This is a genomic window from Actinomycetospora succinea, assembly GCF_004363095.1.
Lineage (GTDB): Bacteria > Actinomycetota > Actinomycetes > Mycobacteriales > Pseudonocardiaceae > Actinomycetospora > Actinomycetospora succinea.
Genome location: NZ_SNYO01000008.1, coordinates 181,146 through 199,255, shown reverse-complemented (window position 1 = coordinate 199,255; position 18,110 = coordinate 181,146). Strand labels below are relative to the sequence as shown.

Here is an 18,110-nt window from a genome sequence, read left to right as displayed (position 1 = left end):
CGTCGGGGCCCGGCGGGACCGGGACCCTCCACCCGCTCGAGCCGATGCGGGGGAGGGGGACGAGGGCGTGCGCGGTGCGGTCGCGGGCCCTGCCGTCGTCGCTGCCGTCCTCGTGACGGCCCTGGCGCTCGTCCCCTCGGCCCTCGCCGCGCCGCCCAGCCCGTCGCCGACGCCGCCCCCGACGTCCCAGGATCCGACGTCGCAGGAACCGGCCGACGAGGCCGGCTCGCTGGTCGCCCGGATCGCCACCGCGAAGTCGGCGCTCGACCGCCTCACCGCCGACCTCGGCAAGCGCCAGGAGCTCGCCAACCGCGCCCTCGCCGACGACACCGACGCCCGGCGCCGCGCCGACGACGCCCGCAAGGCCGCCGAGGAGAGCCGCCGCTCCGCCGACGCCGCCGCCGTGGCCGCCGAGCGGGCCCGCGCCGACGTCGACGCCTGGATCACCGCGTGGTTCCAGCAGGCCGACGTCCTCGGGCCGCTCTCGGTGCTCTCCGGCTCGTCGGGCCCCGACGACGTCGCCGCGCGGGCGCACCTGCGCGACGTCGTCACCGCCGACCAGCGCGCCGCCCTCGACGGCGCCGAGCGCGCCCGCATCGAGGCCGCCAACGCCGACTCGCGGGCCCGGGCCGCCCGGATCGTCGCCGACGAGGCCGCCGCCCGCGCCGCCGCGGCGCGGGTGGCCGCGGACGCCGAGCTGGCCCGGGTGCGCACCGACACCGACGCCCAGCAGGCGCAGCTGCGCGACCTCACCGCCCAGCGCGACGCCGCCGAGGCCCGCCTGCGCGACCTGGAGGACGCCGACCCGGCACTCGCCGCCCAGCGCGACCGCGCCGAGGCGTTCGACGCCGCCGCCCAGGCTCGCGACACCGCCCGCGACGCCCGCGTCCGCCGGGCCGCGAGTGCGGGCCTGCAGGCACGGGCGGCCCGGTCCGTGCCCGGTGCCGTCGACCCGCGGGCGGCCGCCGACGACCCGCTCGCCGACGCCGGGATCTCGACCGACGGGATGTCCGACGAGGTCCGGCAGGTGCTGGAGCGCGCGCTCTCGCAGCTCGGCGTCGTCTACGCCTGGGGTGGCGGGGACGAGAAGGGTCCGACGCTGGGCATCCGCGACGGCGGGGTGGCCGACCAGCACGGCGACTACGACAAGACCGGCTTCGACTGCTCGGGCCTGATGATCTACGCGTTCGCCGCCGCCGGGAAGGAGCTGCCGCACTACAGCGGCTACCAGACCGACGCCGGGCAGCACGTCGCGCTGGAGGACCGCCAGCCCGGGGATCTCCTGTTCTGGGCCGACGACGACGGGCAGGGCCCGGTGCACCACGTCGCGCTCTACCTGGGTGACGACCAGATGGTCGAGGCCCCCGAGTCCGGCAAGACGGTGCGGATCACGTCCGTGCGGTTCGACGACGAGATCGTCAAGACGGTCACCCGGGTCGTGTGATGCTGTGTTCGGCCTCCGGCGCGGCAGCTCCGCTGCGCTGCGTGCCGCATTCACCGCGCCCTCACCGGCCGGCGAGTTGCCTGGTGGACCGGCGGGTAGCGTGCCGCCCCGGATGCCCCCGTCCGACGGGGGCGGAGCGAGCGCCGAGCAGAGAGGGACAGCGGTGACCGAGCCCACGGACGCCGGCCAGACGGGCCAGACGGGACGGCAGGGCCCCTCGGGATCGCCGACGCCCCCGGCCGCAGCGGGATCCGGGACGGGAGCCCCGTCCACCCCGGCGCACGACGCCGAGCAGCTCGAGCGCACCGTCCTCGAGGTCAAGCGCGTCATCGTCGGCCAGGACCGCCTGGTCGAGCGGATGCTCGTCGGCCTGCTCGCCAAGGGCCACCTGCTGCTCGAGGGTGTGCCCGGCGTGGCCAAGACCCTCGCGGTGGAGACGTTCGCCCGGGTCGTCGGCGGGTCTTTCGCCCGCATCCAGTTCACGCCCGACCTCGTGCCCGCCGACATCCTCGGCACGCGCATCTACCGCCAGGGCCGCGAGCAGTTCGACGTCGAGCTCGGCCCGGTCGTGTCGAACTTCGTGCTCGCCGACGAGATCAACCGCGCGCCCGCCAAGGTGCAGTCGGCGATGCTCGAGGTGATGGCCGAGCGCCACGTCTCCATCGGCGGCGAGACCCACGCGATGCCCGACCCGTTCCTCGTGCTGGCCACCCAGAACCCCATCGAGAACGAGGGCGTCTACCCGCTGCCCGAGGCGCAGCGCGACCGCTTCCTGTTCAAGATCCTCGTCGAGTACCCGACGGCCGACGAGGAGCGCGAGATCGTCTACCGGATGGGCGTGAGCCCGCCGTCGCCGCACCGGGTGCTCGACCCCGCCGAGCTGCGCCGCCTGCAGGACGTCGCCGCCCAGGTGTTCGTCCACCACGCGCTCGTCGACTACGTCGTCCGGCTGGTCGTCGCGACGCGCTCGCCCGCCGAGCACGGGATGGCCGACGTCGGCGGCTGGGTGGCCTACGGGGCCTCGCCGCGCGCCTCGCTGGGCATCATCGCCGGCGCGCGGGCGCTCGCCCTGGTCCGCGGGCGCGACTACGTGCTGCCCCAGGACGTCGTCGACATCGCGCCGGACGTGCTGCGCCACCGCCTGGTGCTGTCCTACGACGCGCTGGCCGACGGCGTGCCCGTCGACCACGTCGTCACGCGCGTGCTGCAGACCGTCCCGCTGCCGCAGGTGTCGGCCCGCCCGGTCGGGATGGGCCCGGCGCCCGTGCCGGCGGCGGGTCGGTGACCTCAGCGGGGGACCCGCCCGACGACACGCCGTCCGCGCAGGTCCCCGAACCCGGGCCGCGGCCACCGGGCGCCCCGCCGGCCGAGACGCCCGGTGGCGAGCCGCGCCCGGCGTGGGCGCCGCCGCCGACCTCCCCGGTGCCCTCGGGTCCCGACGAGGTGGCGGGGGAGCGCACCCAGGCCCGCCTGTCCGGGTCGCTGCGCACCCTCGAGCTCTCGGTCCGGCGCCGCCTCGACGGGCTGCTGCAGGGCAACCACCTGGGTCTCGTCCCCGGTCCGGGCACCGAGGCGGGGGAGCCGCGGCCCTACCAGCCCGGCGACGACGTGCGGCGCATGGACTGGTCGGTCACCGCGCGCACCACCGAGCCCCACATCCGCGAGACGATCGCCGACCGGGAGCTGGAGACCCAGCTCGTCGTCGACCTCTCGCCGAGCCTCGACTTCGGCACCGCCGCCTGCGAGAAGCGCGACCTCGCGGTCGCCGCGTGCGCCGCGGTCGTGCACCTGACCCGCGGGGGCGGCAACCGGATCGGCGCCGTCGTCGCCACCGGCGCCGAGACCCGGCGCCTGCCGGCGCGCGGCGGCGAGGCGGCCGCCCGCGACCTGCTGCGCCGCATCGCGTCCACCCCGACCGCCCCCGAGGGCACGCGCGGCGACCTGCCCGGCGCGCTCGAGGCCCTGCGCCGCCCGCCGCGGCGCCGCGGGCTCGTCGTCGTGGTCTCGGACTTCCTCGGCGACGTCGACTGGGAGCGCGCGATGCGGGCCCTGCGGGCGCGTCACGACCTGCTCGCCGTCGAGGTCGTCGACCCCCGCGACGAGGAGCTCCCCGACGTCGGCACCGTCGTGCTCGCCGACCCCGAGACCGGGCGCCACCGCGAGGTCACCACCACGCCCACGCTGCGCCGGCGCTTCGCCGCCGAGGCCGCCGCCCACCGCGGGCGGGTCGCCGCGGCCCTGCGCACCTGCGGCGCCGGGCACCTCGTGCTGCGCACCGACCGCGACTGGATCGCCGACGTCGTCCGCTTCGCCGTGGCGCGCAAGCGCGGCTGGTCGGGCGGGGCGAGCACCGGCCGCGTGCCCGAGACCGCCGGAGGGCGCTGATGTTCGCGCACCCCTGGTGGTTCCTCGGCCTGCTGGTCGTGGCCGCGCTGGCGGTCGGCTACTGGTGGATCAACCGGCGCCGGCAGCGCTACACGATGCGCTTCACCAACCTCGCGCTGCTCGAGCGCGTCGCCCCGAAGGGGCCGGGGCGGTGGCGCCACGTCCCGATGGCGCTCGTGCTGGTCGCGCTGGTGCTCATGGTCATCGCGCTGGCCGGCCCGCAGGGCACCGCCCAGGTCCCGCGCAACCGGGCGACGGTGATGCTGACGATCGACGTGTCGCTGTCCATGCGCGCCACCGACGTCGAGCCCTCACGGTTGCAGGTCGCCGAGACCGCCGCGTCCGCGTTCGCCGACCAGCTCCCCGCCGGCATCAACCTCGGCCTCTCGTCGTTCGCGGCGACGCCGTCCACGCTGGTCACGCCCACCACCGACCGCCAGGCGGTGAAGAACGCGATCGGCAGCCTGCAGCTCGCCGAGTCGACGGGCACCGGCGACGCGATCCGCGCGAGCCTCGCCGCGATCCGGGCGTTCGGCAGCCAGATCCGGGGCCCCGAGGGCCCGCCGCCGGCGCGGATCATCCTGCTCTCGGACGGCAAGCAGACGACGCCGACCACCGACCCCGCCGACGACCGGGGCGCCTTCCCGGCCGCCGCCGAGGCGCGCGCCGCCGGCGTCCCGATCTCGGCGATCTCGTTCGGCACCGAGTACGGCGAGATCGAGATCGACGGGCGCCCCGTGTCGGTGGCCGTCGCCGACGACCAGATGCGCGAGATCGCCCAGCTCTCCGGCGGCGACTTCCGGCGCGCGTCCACCGAGCTGGACCTGCGCGAGACCTACGCCAACCTCGCCGAGCAGGTGGGCTACGAGGAGCGCACGGTCGACCTGTCCGGGCGCTGGTTCCTCGCGGCCACCATCCTCGTCGTCCTGGGGGCCGCCACCGCGATCGTCACGGGGCAGCGGCTTCCCTAGACGTCGGAGCTAGATGTGGTCGACCGTCAACCGGTCGACGAAGGCCCGGATGTCGGCGATCGCCGCGCGGTGCTCGGCGGGCAGCGCCTGCCGGAAGATCATCTCGGCGCCGTGGACGATGCCGAGGTTCACCCGCCCCTCGACCGGGACCCCGGCCGCGAGGAGCTTGCGGTAGTAGGCGAGCCCCTCGTCGCGCAGCGGGTCGAGCTCGTTGACGGTGATGACGTGCGGCGGCAGGCCGGCGAGGTCGTCGGCGGTCGCGAAGTACGGCCAGGCCAGCGGGTCCTCGGTGTGGCGGGCGTGCGGGTCGTACTGGGCGACGAGCAGGTCCATCAGCGCGCAGTTGATGAAGTAGCCGTCGTTCTCGACCATCGACGGGAGCTCGCGGAGCTTGCGCGCGCGGTCCCACGCGTACCCGCCGCTGACGTAGGGCACCGAGGCGTACACGCCGTCGATGGCGTCGAGGTCGCCCGAGCGCTTGGCCCGCAGCGTCGTGGCGAGCACGAGGTTCGCGCCGCCGGACTCGCCCTGCAGGACGATGCGGGTCAGGCCCAGCTCGCCGCGTTGGTCGTCGAGCCACCGCACGGCCGTCGCGCAGTCGTCGAGGCCCGCGGGGAACGGGTGCGGGCCGAGCTCGGTCCACGCGTTGCGGAACCCGACCCGCGCAGCGACGACCCCGGTGAGGGCGAGCTCGCGGCACCAGCGGTCGTGGACGCGGGTCTCGGCGTCGAGGATCACCATGCCGCCGCCGTGGATGTAGACGACGCACGGCAACGGTCCGGCGACCCCCGCCGGGCGGTAGAGGACCACGGGGATCAGGTGGCCGTCGGGCGACGGCACCGACGTCTCGGTGACCTCGACGGCGTCGTCGGGCGCGTCGCCCGGCAGGTCGAGCGGGATGTTCGCGTAGAGGGCGCTGAACGCGTCGTGCAGCCCGCCGACGGCCTCGGCCACCGCGTCCCGGCCGGCCTCCCGCGTCAGCGGCGGCTCGGCGGCGGGTCCGTCGAGCCCGAACGGGGCGAGGGCCGCGACGAGGCCGGGCTTCGCGCGGGGGTCGGTGCGCAGGTCCAGCGAGGGGTCGCCGAGCCGGCCGGGGAGGGTCGGGGTGGCGTCGGTGGCAGTCATGGATACAACCTATGAGCGGGGTCACACGACCGGAAGGCGCCGTTCGGTCGCGCTCCCACGGGCCGGGCGCAAAGCGGATACCCTTCCGCGGCCGCACTGATCGAGGGGTCGAGCTCCGCTGCGCTTCGTCTCCCGCAGAACGAGAGGAGTCGCGTGAGCCGCGTCGTGCTGGTCACGGGAGGCAACCGCGGGATCGGGCTCGCCACGGCGCGCGAGCTCGCCGAGCGCGGGTACACGGTGGTGGTGACCCACCGCTCGGGCGAGCCGCCGGAGGGCCTGCACGGGGTGCCGTGCGACGTCACCGACTCGGAGTCCGTGGACGCCGCGTTCTCGCAGGTGGAGTCCGAGCACGGGCCGGTCGAGGTGGTGGTCGCCAACGCCGGGATCACCCGCGACGGCCTGCTCATGCGCATGCCCGAGGACGCGTTCACCGAGGTCGTGGACGCGAACCTGACCGGCGCCTGGCGGGTCACCCAGCGCGCCGTCCGCGGCATGATGAAGGCCCGTTACGGCCGGCTGATCTACATCTCGAGCGTCGTCGGGCTGACCGGCGCGCCGGGCCAGGCGAACTACGCGGCCTCGAAGGCCGGCCTCGTGGGCCTGGCGCGCTCGACGGCCCGCGAGCTCGGCGGGCGCGGCGTCACCGCGAACGTCGTCGCCCCCGGGTACGTCGACACGGACATGACCGCCGAGCTGACCGACAAGCGCCGCGAGGAGCTCCTCGCCTCGATCCCGCTGGGGCGCACCGCCGCGCCCGAGGACATCGCCAAGGCCGTCGCCTGGCTGGCCTCCGACGACGCCGGGTACGTGACGGGCGCGGTGCTGCCGGTCGACGGCGGCATCGGCATGGGCCACTAGAAGGGGAGACAGTGAGCAACCTGCTCGAGGGCAAGCGGATCCTGGTCACCGGGATCATCACCGACGCCTCGATCGCCTTCCACGCGGCGAAGGCGGCGCAGGAGGCGGGCGCCACCGTCGTCCTCACCGGCTTCGGGCGGCTGTCGCTGGTCAAGCGCGTCGCGAAGCGGCTGCCCACCGAGGCGCCGGTGATCGAGCTGGACGTGCAGGACCAGGAGCACCTGGACGGTCTCGCCGACGCGGTCCGCGAGCACGTCGACGGCCTCGACGGCGTCCTGCACTCCATCGGCTTCGCCCCGATGGACGCCCTGGGCGGCAACTTCCTGCACACCGAGTGGAAGGACGTCGCGACGGCGGTCGAGGTCTCGGCCTACTCGTTCAAGTCGTTGGCGATGGCCTGCAAGCCGCTGCTCGGGCCCGGCTCGTCGCTGGTGGGCATGGACTTCGACAACACCGTCGCCTGGCCCGGCTACGACTGGATGGGCGTCGCCAAGGCCGCGCTCGAGGCCACCACGCGCTACCTCGCCCGCGACCTGGGCCCCGAGGGCATCCGCGCGAACCTCGTCGCCGCCGGCCCGGTGCGCACCATGGCCGCGAAGTCGATCCCGGGCTTCGACACGTTCGAGGAGGCCTGGGTGCAGCGCTCGCCGCTGGGCTGGGACCTCGAGGACCCGACGCCGGTCGCCAGGACGATCTGCGCGCTGCTCTCGGACTGGCTGCCCGCCACCACCGGCGAGGTCGTGCACGCCGACGGCGGGTACCACGCGATGGGCGCCTAGCCAGGGAGGTCTCGCCGTGTAGCCCCGGTCCTCCGGGGGGATGCTGGACGACGTGAGTGCCGAGCCCTACGACGCCGTCCTGGTCCTGTCCTTCGGGGGCCCCGAGGGCCCCGACGAGGTCCGCCCGTTCCTCGAGAACGTCACGCGGGGCCGCGGCGTGCCGCCCGAGCGGCTCGACGCCGTCGAGGAGCACTACCAGCACTTCGGGGGCGTCAGCCCGATCAACGAGCTGAACCGACGCCTCGTCGCCGACCTGTCCCGCGCGCTGCGGGAGTCCGGCCGCGACCTGCCCGTCTACTTCGGCAACCGCAACTGGCACCCGCTCGCCGAGGACACCGTCGAGGGCATGGCCCGCGACGGCGTCCGGCGCGCGCTGGTGTTCGCGACGAGCGCCTACGGCGGGTACTCGGCGTGCCGGCAGTACCACGAGGACATCGCCCGGGCCCGCGAGGCGGCCGTCGACCGGACGGGCTACGCGCCCGACCTCGTCAAGCTGCGCCACTTCTACGACCACCCGCTGTTCGTCGCGTCCGTCGCCGACGGCGTCCGGGCCGCCCGCGAGCGCCTGGACGCCGGCCACGAGGCGCGGCTGGTCTTCACCGCGCACTCGATCCCCGAGTCGGCCGACCGCACCGCCGGCCCGCCCGAGGAGGGCGGCCACCGCTACTCGCGACAGATGAGCGAGGCCGCCCGGCTCGTCGCCGACGCCGTCGACGCCGCCGACCACGACCTCGTGTGGCAGTCGCGCTCCGGGCCGCCGCAGATCCCCTGGCTCGAGCCCGACATCGTCGACCACCTCGACGACCTGCACGACCGCGGCGTCGACGCCGTCGTCGTCAGCCCGGTCGGGTTCGTGTCCGACCACCTCGAGGTCGTCTGGGACCTCGACAACGAGGCCGCCGAGCACGCCGAGAAGCTCGGGATGGGGTTCGCCCGCGCCGCGAGCGCCGGCTCCGACCCGCGCTTCGTCGAGATGGTCGTGGAGCTGATCGCCGAGCAGGTCGACGGTGCGGCGCCGCGTGAGCTGGGGTCGGCGCCGCGGGCCGGCGTGGGCTGCAACGGAGCCCTCTGCCACCCGGGGTGCTGCGAGCCCGCGAAGCGCCCGGCGCGCTAGTCCCCGCCGCCGCCCGAGGCGGCCATCGCCGAGCGCAGGTGCCGGGCGTTGGCCAGCTGGTCGTCGACGACGAGCACGAGCACCCGGGCGGCCGCCGGGTCGAGCTCGTCGGGGACCTCGGCCGCCAGCGCCGTCCGGCTCGTGCGCCGGACCCACCAGGCCGTGCCGTGCCCGTCGACCAGCGTCACCCGCGGCACTCGGTCGGCGAGGTGGTGGCGCCAGCGCAGCGTCGTGCCGCGCCCGTCGTCGAGGGTCCAGTCGACGAGGCCGCGCGGGCCCTCGTCGGCGGTCACGGTGACGGAGCCCTCCGGCACGGTGACCGAGTAGGCGGCCACGCCGTGCGGGCGCTCGCGGGAGGCGGCGACCCGGGCCCCGGCCACCGTGGCCGGCAGGGCCCGCCGGCCCTGGACGTCGCGGGCGGCCGCCACGCGGGCGTCGGGGGTGTCCTCGAGCGTCGTCCGCCCGGTCGTCGCGTACCGGTCGGCCCACGCGAGGACGCCCCGGCGCCCGCCGCCGTAGTGCTCGACGTCGTCGGTCGGCGCCTCCCCGAGGGCGCCGGCGGCCCAGAACAGGCCGGCGGCCGTCGCGCACACCGCGACGACCAGCCCGAGCGCCGCCAGCACCGTGAGGCGGACCAGGCCCTCGGGCAGGATCCCCGCGGCGTCGCGCCACCGGTCGGACATCGCGAGGTGGATCATCGGCGCCGACAGCCCCGCGACCACACCGGACGCCAGCAGGGTCCAGAACGGCGCCCGCCGAGCCGCCGCGAGGCGGGAGCGTCGCGCCCACACAGCGCGACGATGGGTCGACGTCCCGGCCGACGGGGGAGGAGCGGTCACGGCCTCAGCCTGCCCGATCGTCACCCTCCGTCACAGCAGCCGCCACCCTGATGGAGCAGCGTGCCGTCGCCGTCCGCGCCGGCACAGAGCCCTCACCTGATCATTTGCCGTCGATCGTGAGCATCGCTAGTGTCCGGCGTCACGTGGCCGGTGATGCATGCATGATCGGTGCGGCGCCCCGGCTGCGACCCCCGATTCGGCACGCGGCACGCGGAGGAGCGCCCATGGCTGCGAGTGGCGAGATCAAGGTGAGCATCCTGGACTGCGGCATGATGACCGCGGACCTGACGTGGTTGCTCCTCAAGCCGGGGCGCTCGATCCGCCCCCGGCAGATGCGGGACCAGCCCACCGAGTGGGCCGACGTCCCGACGCACACGGTGCTCGTCGAGACCCCCGACGGCACCATCCTGTGGGACACCAGCTGCCCCCGGGACTGGGAGGAGCGCTGGGGCCCGACGGGCCTGCAGGACTTCTTCCCCTACGACAAGGTCAGCGAGGACGAGTACCTCGACTCGCGCCTGCGCCAGATCGGCGTCGGCGTCGACCAGATCGACTACGTCGTGCTCTCCCACCTGCACTTCGACCACTGCGGCAACGCCGACATGTTCAAGGACTCGTCGGCCAAGCTCATCTGCAGTGACAAGGAGAAGGACTGGGCGTTCGGCTTCGACGGCCTCTTCAACGGCGCCCACCTCAAGACCGACTACGAGGCGCTGAACTGGGAGACGGTCTCGGGCGACACCGAGTTCCTGCCCGGGGTCACGCTGCTCCAGACGCCGGGGCACACGCCGGGCACGATGTCGATGCAGGTCGACCTGCCCGACACCGGCACGATGATCTTCACCTCGGACGCCGTCTACATGGGCGAGAGCTACGGCCCGCCCACGACGCCGGCCGCGATCGTCAACGACATGGGCCAGTTCTACTCGTCGGTCGAGAAGATCCGCGGGGTCGCCGAGAAGACCAACGCGACGGTCGTCTTCGGCCACGACTCCGAGCAGATCCACCAGCTCAAGACCGTGGGCAACGGCGGCGGCTCCTACACCTGATCGACACCTGATCGGAGATCTCACCGGTATGACCGTCCCCCCGGTTCCCACCGAAGAGTCGGTGTTCACGTGGGGCGCCCCGCCGCTGAAGTTCGGCGCGGGTGCCTGCGACGAGATCGGCTTCGACCTCGCCCAGTACGGCGCGAAGCGCATCCTGCTGATCACCGACCCGGGCATGCAGCAGACCGGCCTGCCCGACCGCATCGCGGACCAGATCCGCCGCTACGACATGACCGTCGAGATCTTCGACGGCGTGCACGTCGAGCCGACCGACGACTCGATGAACAAGGCCGTCGGCTACGCCCAGCAGCAGGGCCCGTGGGACGGCTTCGTCGCCGTCGGCGGCGGCTCGGCGATCGACACCGCGAAGGCCGTCAACCTGCTGACGACCTTCCCCGGCGACCTGATGGACTACGTCAACAAGCCCGTCGGCAAGGCCCAGACCCCGCCGGGCCAGCTCAAGCCGCTGATCGCGGTGCCGACGACGGCGGGCACGGGCTCGGAGTCCACCGCCATGTGCGTGCTGGACATCCTCTCGCTGCGCGTGAAGACGGGCATCAGCAGCTGGCGGCTGCGCCCGACCCTCGCCGTCGTCGACCCGCTGCTAACGATGACCCTCCCGCCGGAGGTCACCGCGGCGTCGGGCATGGACATCGTCTGCCACGCGCTCGAGTCGTACACCGCGCGCTGGTACACGACGTTCGACCGCAAGAAGCCCGAGGAGCGGGTGACCTACTGCGGGTCCAACCCGGTCTCGGACCTCTGGTGCGAGAAGTCGATGTCGCTGCTCGCCCGCTCGTTCCGCACCGCGGTCGAGCGGGGCGGCGAGGACGTCGACGCCCGGATGGACATGATGATGGCGGCGACGTTCGCCGGCATGGGCTTCGGCAACTCGGGCGTCCACATCCCGCACGCCAACGCCTACCCGATCGCCGGGCAGGTCCGGGACTTCCACCCGGCGGGCTACCCGTCGGACGAGGCGATGGTGCCCCACGGCATGTCGGTGTCGCTGACGGCGCCGGAGGCCTTCCGGTTCAGCTTCGACTCCGCACCCGACCGGCACATGGCGGCCGCGCGGATGCTCGGGCCGAACGCCGAGACGCAGAACAACGCGTCGGAGCAGCTGCCGCACGTGGTCACCGAGCTCATGCGCGACATCGGGATCCCGAACGGCATCGGCGCCGTCGGCTTCGGCGAGGGCGACATCCCGGACCTCGTCGACGGGACGATGAAGCAGCAGCGGCTGCTCGCGACCTGCCCCCGGACGCCCACCGAGGACGACATAGCGGACATCTTCCGCAAGTCCGTCGAGAACTGGTGACCCCGTGCCGATCTACGACTACCGCTGCGACTGCGGCTCGCGGTTCGAGCGGTTGATCGGCCGGGACGCCCCGGCGCCGGCGTGCCCGGAGTGTGGTGGCGAGACGCGCAAGGTGCCGTCCCGCCCCGCACTGCACGGGACCGCCGACCCCGGGCCGTCCAAGGAGTACATGCCCCAGACCTGGAAGGGCACCTACCGCGGCAACCGGGAGTACGTCACCGGGCTGCAGAAGCAGTGGGACCAGCGCCAGAAGCTCGAGGCGAAGCACCCCGAGCTGCGCGGCGACACGCGTCCCGTCGCGGCGCACGAGGGTCGCTACGAGCAGGCACCCCTGCGCGCGGGGGAGCCGTACATCGGGCACTCGTCGTCTTCGTCGGAGTCAGCACCGAAGAAGGACACGGGGTCCTCGGGGCACGGCCATGGCCACGGTCATGGTCACGGGCACGGCCACTAGGTCCTGACCGCCGTCTGACCTGCGGGTCAGGCGGCGGTCAGCGCCCGCACGGTCTCGGCGACCGCCGCCACCCGCGCCGCACGCACGGCCGTGGCGAGCGGGCGCAGGGCGTCGGTGCGGGCGAGCGTGGCGGACGACGTCACGGCGCCGCCCGGGTCGTCGCCCGACGCCGCGACGAGGATCGCCTCGACCTCGTCGGCGTGCTGGAGCACCCGCAGCGGACGTCCCGGCGTGCCGGCGGGCCAGTTCGCGTGGGGCCGGCGGCGCAGCCGGTCGGCGATCTCCTCGCGGACCCCGGCCTTCGGGCGCGCGACGTCCATCGCGGCCAGGGTGTCGGCGGCGTCGCGCACGGAGCCGCGCAGGTCGTGCTCGGCGTCGGACAGGCTCGGGTGCGCGGCGGGCGGGACCTCGTCGACGAGGTGCACGGTCCAGCGCAGCACGCCGTCGGCGACCGGGGCCGGCACGGCCGCCAGCCCCGCCCCGGCGAGCACCGCGCACTCGCCGGCCTCCATCGCCGCGACCCGCAGCGCCTCGGGTCCCGGCAGCCCGCGGACGTCGCCCGGCGCGGGCATGACCAGGCGCGCGTCCGACCCGATCGGCGAGACCCGCTGGCGCGCGAGCACGAGCAGCGTGGCGAGCCCGGCACCGGCGTGGTCCGGTGTCGGCAGGTCGGTCACCGCGGCGGTCGCGGCGTCGGCGGCGACGACGTCGTGCGCCTCGGACCACGGGCCCAGCGCGTCGAGGACGTCGTCGGCGGCGGCCGACCCGGCGAGCCACGCCGCGGTCCACACGGCCAGGGAGGCACTCGCGCACGGCACCCGATCCACGCTACCGGGGCCTCCGCCGCCCGGCCGCCGGGAGTGCTCCGTCGGCGTCGCCGAGGGGCACCTTCGGCAGGTCTCGGGGTCCTTCGATCATGCGCAAACGTGCCCGTCGCGGCGACGAGGGGCGTCGACGGTGCTCTCCAGAACGATCTCTCGAGAGAGCCGTCAGGGCTGTCGGCGCGCACCAGCCCTGACAGCACTCCCGAGAGATCGATGTGGCGAGCACCGAGAAGGCGAGGGACACCTTCCGCAGCCGCTGACGCCTCTCGATCGTGCGGAACGTGCCTGTCGCGGCGACGAGGGGCGTCGACGGTGCTCCCCAGAACGATCTCTCGACAGAGCCGTCGGGGCTGTCGGCACGTCGGGAACCCTGAGGGCACTCCCGAGAGATCGTCGTGGCGAGCACCGAGAAGCGCGTTCCGCAGGCGCCGGGGCCTCTCGATCATGCGGAACGTGCCCCTCGCCTCGCGGCACCCCGCCGCCCCGCGGAGCGAGGGACTCCCTCGCTGCGTCCCAAGCACCCGGGGTGACCCTCGCTGCACACACCACGGGCACCGCGCGGGCGTGTCGACCCCGGACGATCACCGCGTCCCGTTAGCGTCCGCGCGTGGCGAGAACGCAGGGCCGGGGGATGCACGGCTCCACCGGCGACCCCGGGTTCCGATCGACCGGCGGGGCGGTGCGCGCCCCGGCCCGGGGTGGCGGCGGCCCGTCCTCGGGCGCCGGGCGCACCGGCGGGCTGCCGGGGCTCGCGCCGCACAAGCCGGCCCGCGAGGTCGTCACCGTCGTCGCCGAGCCGGGACTGGTCGTCGAGGACGCCGCCGAGACCTTCTGCGGCGCCGTCATCCGCGCCGACATCCGCGAGGTCGTGCTCGAGGACGCCGCGGGGCGACGCCGGCTCTTCCCGAACAAGCCCGCCGCGTTCCTCCACGAGGGACGCCCCGCGACGCTCGTCCCCCCGCAGCGGGCGGCGGCGGCCGATAAGGCCCCGCAGCGCTCGGCGTCGGGCTCGCGGCGCGTCGACGACGTCCGCGCGAAGACCGCGCTCCCGCACCGGATCTGGGTCGAGGGCCTGCACGACGCCGAGATCGTCGAGCGCGTCTGGGGCCACGACCTGCGCGTCGAGGGCGTCGTCGTCGAACCGCTGCACGGGGCCGACGTGCTCGTCGAGGCCGCGCGCGAGTTCGCGCCCCGGCCGGACCGGCGCCTCGGGGTGCTCGTCGACCACCTCGTCACCGGCTCCAAGGAGTCGCGGATCGCCGACGGCCTGCGCCGCGAGCTCGGGCCCGCGGCCGCGCACGTGCTGGTGCTCGGCCACCCCTACATCGACATCTGGGAAGCCGTGAAGCCCCGCGCGGTGGGGATCGAGGCCTGGCCGACGGTGCCGCGCGGCATCGACTGGAAGACCGGGGTCTGCGAGGCCCTGGGCTGGGGCGACGACCGGGCCGGCGCGCGCCGCGTGCTCTCGTCGGTGTCGACGTGGTCGGACCTCGAGACGCCCCTGATCACGGCCATGGAGCAGCTGATCGACTTCGTGACCGTCGGCCCCTGAACTCACGCTCCCGGCAAGTGGCATCTGGCACACTCGCCGGTGTGATCCCGCTGCTGTGGGCGATCGCGGGGGTGGTGCTCGTCGCGGTCGAGCTCGTGACCGGCACCTTCGTGCTGCTCATGCTCGGGCTCGCCGCGCTCGTCACCGCCGGGGCCTCCGCGCTCGGCGCCCCGCTCGGGGTCGACGTCGCCGTCTTCGGGCTCAGCGCCCTCGCGCTGGTCCTCGTCGCGCGCCCCGCGCTGCAGCGCCGCTTCCGCACCGACCGCGCCGACGGCCCCGTCAACGCCGGCCCGCAGGCGCTGCTGGGCGCCGAGGCCGAGGTCGTCGACGCGATCACCGCGGGCGACGCCGGCACCGTGCGCATCGGCGGCGCGCTGTGGACCGCGCGCCCCCTGCACGACGGGGACGTGCTCGCGACCGGCGACCCCGTGGTCGTCGTCGACATCCGCGGAGCCACCGCCGTGGTCACCGGCGCCGGGCCGGCACCCGGACCCCGCCCGACCCGACCGCCCCTCCAGGGAGAGACCTGATGGATCCCGCGACGCTCGTGCTCTACGTGGTCATCGCCGCCGCGCTGATCCTCATCATCACGGCGGTGGTCAAGAGCATCACCGTCGTCCGCCAGGCCGAGGCGGCCGTCGTCGAGCGGCTCGGGCGCTACCAGCGCACCGCGGCCCCCGGCCTGACGTTCCTCGTGCCGTTCATCGACCGTATCCGCGAGCGGGTGGCGCTCTGGGAGCAGGTCGTCTCGTTCCCGCCCCAGCCGGTGATCACCCAGGACAACCTGACGGTCTCGATCGACACCGTCGTGTACTACCAGGTCACCGAGCCGAGCAACGCGGTCTACGAGATCTCCGACTACATCAACGGCGTCCAGCAGCTCACCACGACGACGCTGCGCGACGTTGTCGGCGGGATGAGCCTGGAGGAGGCGCTGACGTCCCGCGAGACGATCAACTCGCGCCTGCGCCGCGCCCTCGACGACGCCACGGGGCCCTGGGGCCTGCGGGTGGTCCGTGTCGAGCTCAAGGCGATCGACCCGCCGCCCTCGATCCAGGACTCGATGGAGCGGCAGATGAAGGCCGACCGCGAGAAGCGGGCGATGATCCTCACCGCCGAGGGCCACCGCGAGGCCGCCATCGCCGAGGCGCAGGGCAACAAACAGGCCGCGATCCTCTCCGCGGAGGGCGCGAAGCAGGCCGCGATCCTCGAGGCCGAGGCGGACCGGCAGTCGACGATGCTGCGGGCCCAGGGCGAGCGGGCCGCGCAGTACTACCAGGCGCAGGGCGAGGCCAAGGCGATCGAGAAGACCTTCGCCGCCATCAAGGCCGGCCGCCCGACCCCGGAGATGCTGGCCTACCAGTACCTGCAGACGCTGCCGCAGATGGCGCAGGGCGAAGCCAACAAGGTCTGGATGGTGCCCAGCGACTTCGGCAAGGCGCTCGAGGGCTTCACCAAGATGCTCGGCGCGCCGGGCGAGGACGGCGTCTTCCGCTACACGCCCTCGCCGGACGACGGCGCCCCCGTCACGCGCCCGGGCCAGACCGACGACGACGTCGCCGACTGGTTCGACACCAGCACCGACCCGGAGATCGCCAAGGTCGTGGCCGCCGCCGAGCAGCGGGCCGAGGCCGCGACGTCGGCCGAACCGGAGTCCAACGGTGCCGGGCGCCACGCGAGCGGGGACGCGATCCCGCCCGACACGGTCTGACCCGGCGGCCACCTCGTAGGATCGGGCGTCATGCTCGATCGCGCCCTCGTCGACGGCCTGTTCCCGGCCGACCTGCCCGAGCCCGCCGAGCTCGAGGAGCGCTACCCCCCGCGCGACCTGCCGGACGGCGCGCTGGTGACGCGCTTCGGCCCGAGCCCGACGGGGTTCGTGCACGTCGGCGGCCTGTACACGGCGATGGTGTCCCGCGACCTCGCGCACTCGACCGGGGGCGTCTACGTGCTGCGGATCGAGGACACCGACCAGAGCCGCGAGGTCGAGGGCGCCGACGCGCAGTTCCGGCGCGCCTTCGACGCGTTCGACCTGGTGCCCGACGAGGGCGACATCCCCGCGCCCGCCGGCGACTACGGCCCGTACCACCAGTCGGCGCGCGCGGCGCTCTACCAGACCCACGTCCGCGAGCTGATGCGCCGGGGGAAGGCCTACCCGGACTTCGCCACCAAGGAGGAGCTCGCCGAGATCTCCGATGCGCAGCGCACCCTCAAGCTGCCCACCGGCTACTACGGCCGCTGGGCGCCGTGGCGCGACGCCGCGCAGGAGGACGTGCAGGCGGCCCTCGACGCCGGCAAGCCGTGGGTGGCGCGGTTCCGCTCCGAAGGCAGGGTGGGGGAGCGGTTCGCGTTCACCGACCGTCTCCGTGGTCGCGTGGAGATGGAGGACAACCACAACGACGTGGTGATCCTCAAGAGCTCCGACAACGCGATCCGGCTCCCGACCTACCACTTCGCGCACGCCGTCGACGACCACCTCATGCGCACCAACCTCGTCGTGCGCACCGAGGAGTGGCTGTCGTCGGTGCCGACGCACCGCCAGCTGTTCGACGCGCTGGGCTTCGAGCCCGTCGACTACGCGCACCTCGCGCCGCTGATGAAGCAGGAGGGCGGCTCCAAGCGCAAGCTCTCCAAGCGCAAGGACCCCGAGGCGTCGGTCGACTTCTACCTCGAGGCCGGCTTCCCGGTGCCCGCCGTGCAGTACTACCTGCGCGGGCTCGCCAACCCCCGCCTCGCCGAGATGCCGCTGGCCGAGGCCCTGACGACCCCGCTGCGCCTCGACGAGTTCGGGCTCGCCGGCCCGCTGGTCGACACGGTGAAGCTCAGCGACATCTCCGCCGACCACATCGCCACGCTCTCCGGCCCCGACGTGGTCGCCGGCGTCCGGACCTGGGCCGCCGAGTACGACCCCGAGATCGTCAAGGTGCTCGACGCGAACCCCGAGCTGGTGCTCGCGGCCATCGACGTCGAGCGGGTGGGCGTCGAGAACCCGCGCAAGGACCTCGCGAAGTGGTCGGACTTCCGCGAGGCCTACGGGTTCTTCTTCCCGGAGCTCTTCACCGACGTCACCGACCCGGCCGACGAGCGCTTCGGCGAGCTGGACGCGGACCTGGTGCGCACCGTCGCCGCGGACCTGGCGGACACCTACGTCCACGAGGGCGACCAGCCGACCTGGTTCCAGCAGATCCGCGACCTCGCCCACCGCCACGGCTTCGCCCCGAACCCGAAGACGTACAAGAAGGACCCCGACGCCTACCCCGGCATGCTGCGCGACGCCGCCAACGTGGCCCGCGTGGCGATCACCGGCGCCCAGCGCAGCCCTGACCTCTACGAGGTCACCCGGGCCCTCGGCGCCGACGAGGTCGTGCGCCGCCTGCGAGCCCTGGCGGGCTGAC

At 74.4% G+C, this 18,110-nt stretch carries 17 protein-coding genes; 14 read left to right on the top strand and 3 right to left on the bottom strand.

Annotated elements, in window-relative coordinates; genetic code table 11:
* Positions 1–67 precede the first annotated feature (67 nt).
* The 4 genes from EV188_RS32305 to EV188_RS23825 all read left to right on the top strand — a co-directional run bounded on the left by EV188_RS32305 (position 68) and on the right by EV188_RS23825 (position 4,800).
* Positions 68–1,444: an NlpC/P60 family protein gene (locus EV188_RS32305; RefSeq protein ID WP_133828796.1), complete on the top strand. Its 1,377-nt coding sequence runs from the start codon at positions 68–70 to the stop codon at positions 1,442–1,444.
* A 163-nt stretch (positions 1,445–1,607) separates the two neighbouring features.
* Positions 1,608–2,729 carry an AAA family ATPase gene (locus EV188_RS23835; RefSeq protein WP_243741950.1) on the top strand — a complete coding sequence of 374 codons (1,122 nt, stop codon included), beginning with the start codon at positions 1,608–1,610 and terminating at the stop codon, positions 2,727–2,729.
* A gap of 137 nt (positions 2,730–2,866) precedes the next feature.
* Positions 2,867–3,829: a DUF58 domain-containing protein gene (locus tag EV188_RS23830; protein WP_133828863.1), complete on the top strand. Its 963-nt coding sequence runs from the start codon at positions 2,867–2,869 to the stop codon at positions 3,827–3,829.
* Positions 3,829–4,800, top strand: a complete 972-nt coding sequence (locus EV188_RS23825; RefSeq protein ID WP_133828795.1) for a VWA domain-containing protein — start codon at positions 3,829–3,831, stop codon at positions 4,798–4,800. Before EV188_RS23830 ends, EV188_RS23825 begins: the two co-directional genes overlap by 1 nt.
* 9 nt (positions 4,801–4,809) lie before the next feature.
* Here EV188_RS23825 and EV188_RS23820 read toward each other — a convergent pair whose 3' ends face one another.
* Positions 4,810–5,925, bottom strand: coding sequence for an alpha/beta hydrolase fold domain-containing protein (locus EV188_RS23820; RefSeq protein ID WP_133828794.1), 1,116 nt, complete (start codon positions 5,923–5,925; stop codon positions 4,810–4,812).
* A 153-nt stretch (positions 5,926–6,078) separates the two neighbouring features.
* Here EV188_RS23820 and fabG point away from each other — a divergent pair, with 153 nt between their 5' ends.
* The 3 genes from fabG to EV188_RS23805 are packed head-to-tail and all read left to right on the top strand — an operon-like array spanning position 6,079 to position 8,676.
* Positions 6,079–6,783 (top strand): beta-ketoacyl-ACP reductase, encoded by a 705-nt coding sequence (gene fabG / locus EV188_RS23815; protein ID WP_133828793.1) that lies wholly within the window; start codon positions 6,079–6,081, stop codon positions 6,781–6,783.
* Between the two features lie 11 nt (positions 6,784–6,794).
* A complete protein-coding gene (fabI, locus tag EV188_RS23810) occupies positions 6,795–7,562 on the top strand; it encodes an enoyl-ACP reductase FabI (protein ID WP_133828792.1) in 768 nt (255 codons plus the stop codon).
* 52 nt (positions 7,563–7,614) lie between these two features.
* A complete protein-coding gene (locus EV188_RS23805; RefSeq protein ID WP_424922951.1) occupies positions 7,615–8,676 on the top strand; it encodes a ferrochelatase in 1,062 nt (353 codons plus the stop codon).
* On the opposite strand, the gene EV188_RS23800 is transcribed toward EV188_RS23805, so the two are convergent.
* A complete protein-coding gene (locus EV188_RS23800; protein ID WP_133828790.1) occupies positions 8,673–9,467 on the bottom strand; it encodes a hypothetical protein in 795 nt (264 codons plus the stop codon). The two genes, EV188_RS23805 and EV188_RS23800, sit on opposite strands and share 4 nt — an antisense overlap.
* A 272-nt stretch (positions 9,468–9,739) precedes the next feature.
* On the opposite strand from EV188_RS23800, the gene EV188_RS23795 reads away from it, so the two are divergent.
* From EV188_RS23795 to EV188_RS23785, 3 genes are read left to right on the top strand one after another with little or no spacing between them, the layout of a single operon-like run.
* Complete coding sequence (locus EV188_RS23795) at positions 9,740–10,564, top strand: N-acyl homoserine lactonase family protein (protein ID WP_133828789.1); 825 nt, start codon at positions 9,740–9,742, stop codon at positions 10,562–10,564.
* A 28-nt stretch (positions 10,565–10,592) separates the two neighbouring features.
* Positions 10,593–11,885, top strand: coding sequence for a hydroxyacid-oxoacid transhydrogenase (locus tag EV188_RS23790; RefSeq protein ID WP_133828788.1), 1,293 nt, complete (start codon positions 10,593–10,595; stop codon positions 11,883–11,885).
* Positions 11,886–11,889: 4 nt separating this feature from the next.
* Positions 11,890–12,339 carry an FmdB family zinc ribbon protein gene (locus EV188_RS23785; RefSeq protein ID WP_133828787.1) on the top strand — a complete coding sequence of 150 codons (450 nt, stop codon included), beginning with the start codon at positions 11,890–11,892 and terminating at the stop codon, positions 12,337–12,339.
* Positions 12,340–12,365: 26 nt separating this feature from the next.
* On the opposite strand, the gene EV188_RS23780 is transcribed toward EV188_RS23785, so the two are convergent.
* Positions 12,366–13,157: a hypothetical protein gene (locus tag EV188_RS23780; protein WP_133828786.1), complete on the bottom strand. Its 792-nt coding sequence runs from the start codon at positions 13,155–13,157 to the stop codon at positions 12,366–12,368.
* 613 nt (positions 13,158–13,770) lie between these two features.
* Between EV188_RS23780 and EV188_RS23775 the strand changes: the two genes are divergently transcribed.
* The 4 genes from EV188_RS23775 to EV188_RS23760 are packed head-to-tail and all read left to right on the top strand — an operon-like array spanning position 13,771 to position 18,109.
* The gene (locus EV188_RS23775; RefSeq protein ID WP_243741949.1) at positions 13,771–14,715 is read left to right on the top strand and encodes a DUF3097 family protein; all 945 of its coding nucleotides are present in this window, start codon (positions 13,771–13,773) and stop codon (positions 14,713–14,715) included.
* A gap of 41 nt (positions 14,716–14,756) precedes the next feature.
* Positions 14,757–15,245, top strand: coding sequence for an NfeD family protein (locus tag EV188_RS23770; protein ID WP_133828785.1), 489 nt, complete (start codon positions 14,757–14,759; stop codon positions 15,243–15,245).
* On the top strand, positions 15,245–16,426 hold the full coding sequence (locus tag EV188_RS23765; protein ID WP_133828784.1) for an SPFH domain-containing protein: 1,182 nt from the start codon (positions 15,245–15,247) through the stop codon (positions 16,424–16,426). Before EV188_RS23770 ends, EV188_RS23765 begins: the two co-directional genes overlap by 1 nt.
* A gap of 30 nt (positions 16,427–16,456) precedes the next feature.
* On the top strand, positions 16,457–18,109 hold the full coding sequence (locus EV188_RS23760; RefSeq protein ID WP_133828783.1) for a glutamate--tRNA ligase: 1,653 nt from the start codon (positions 16,457–16,459) through the stop codon (positions 18,107–18,109).
* The last annotated feature ends 1 nt before the right edge of the window (position 18,110 follow it).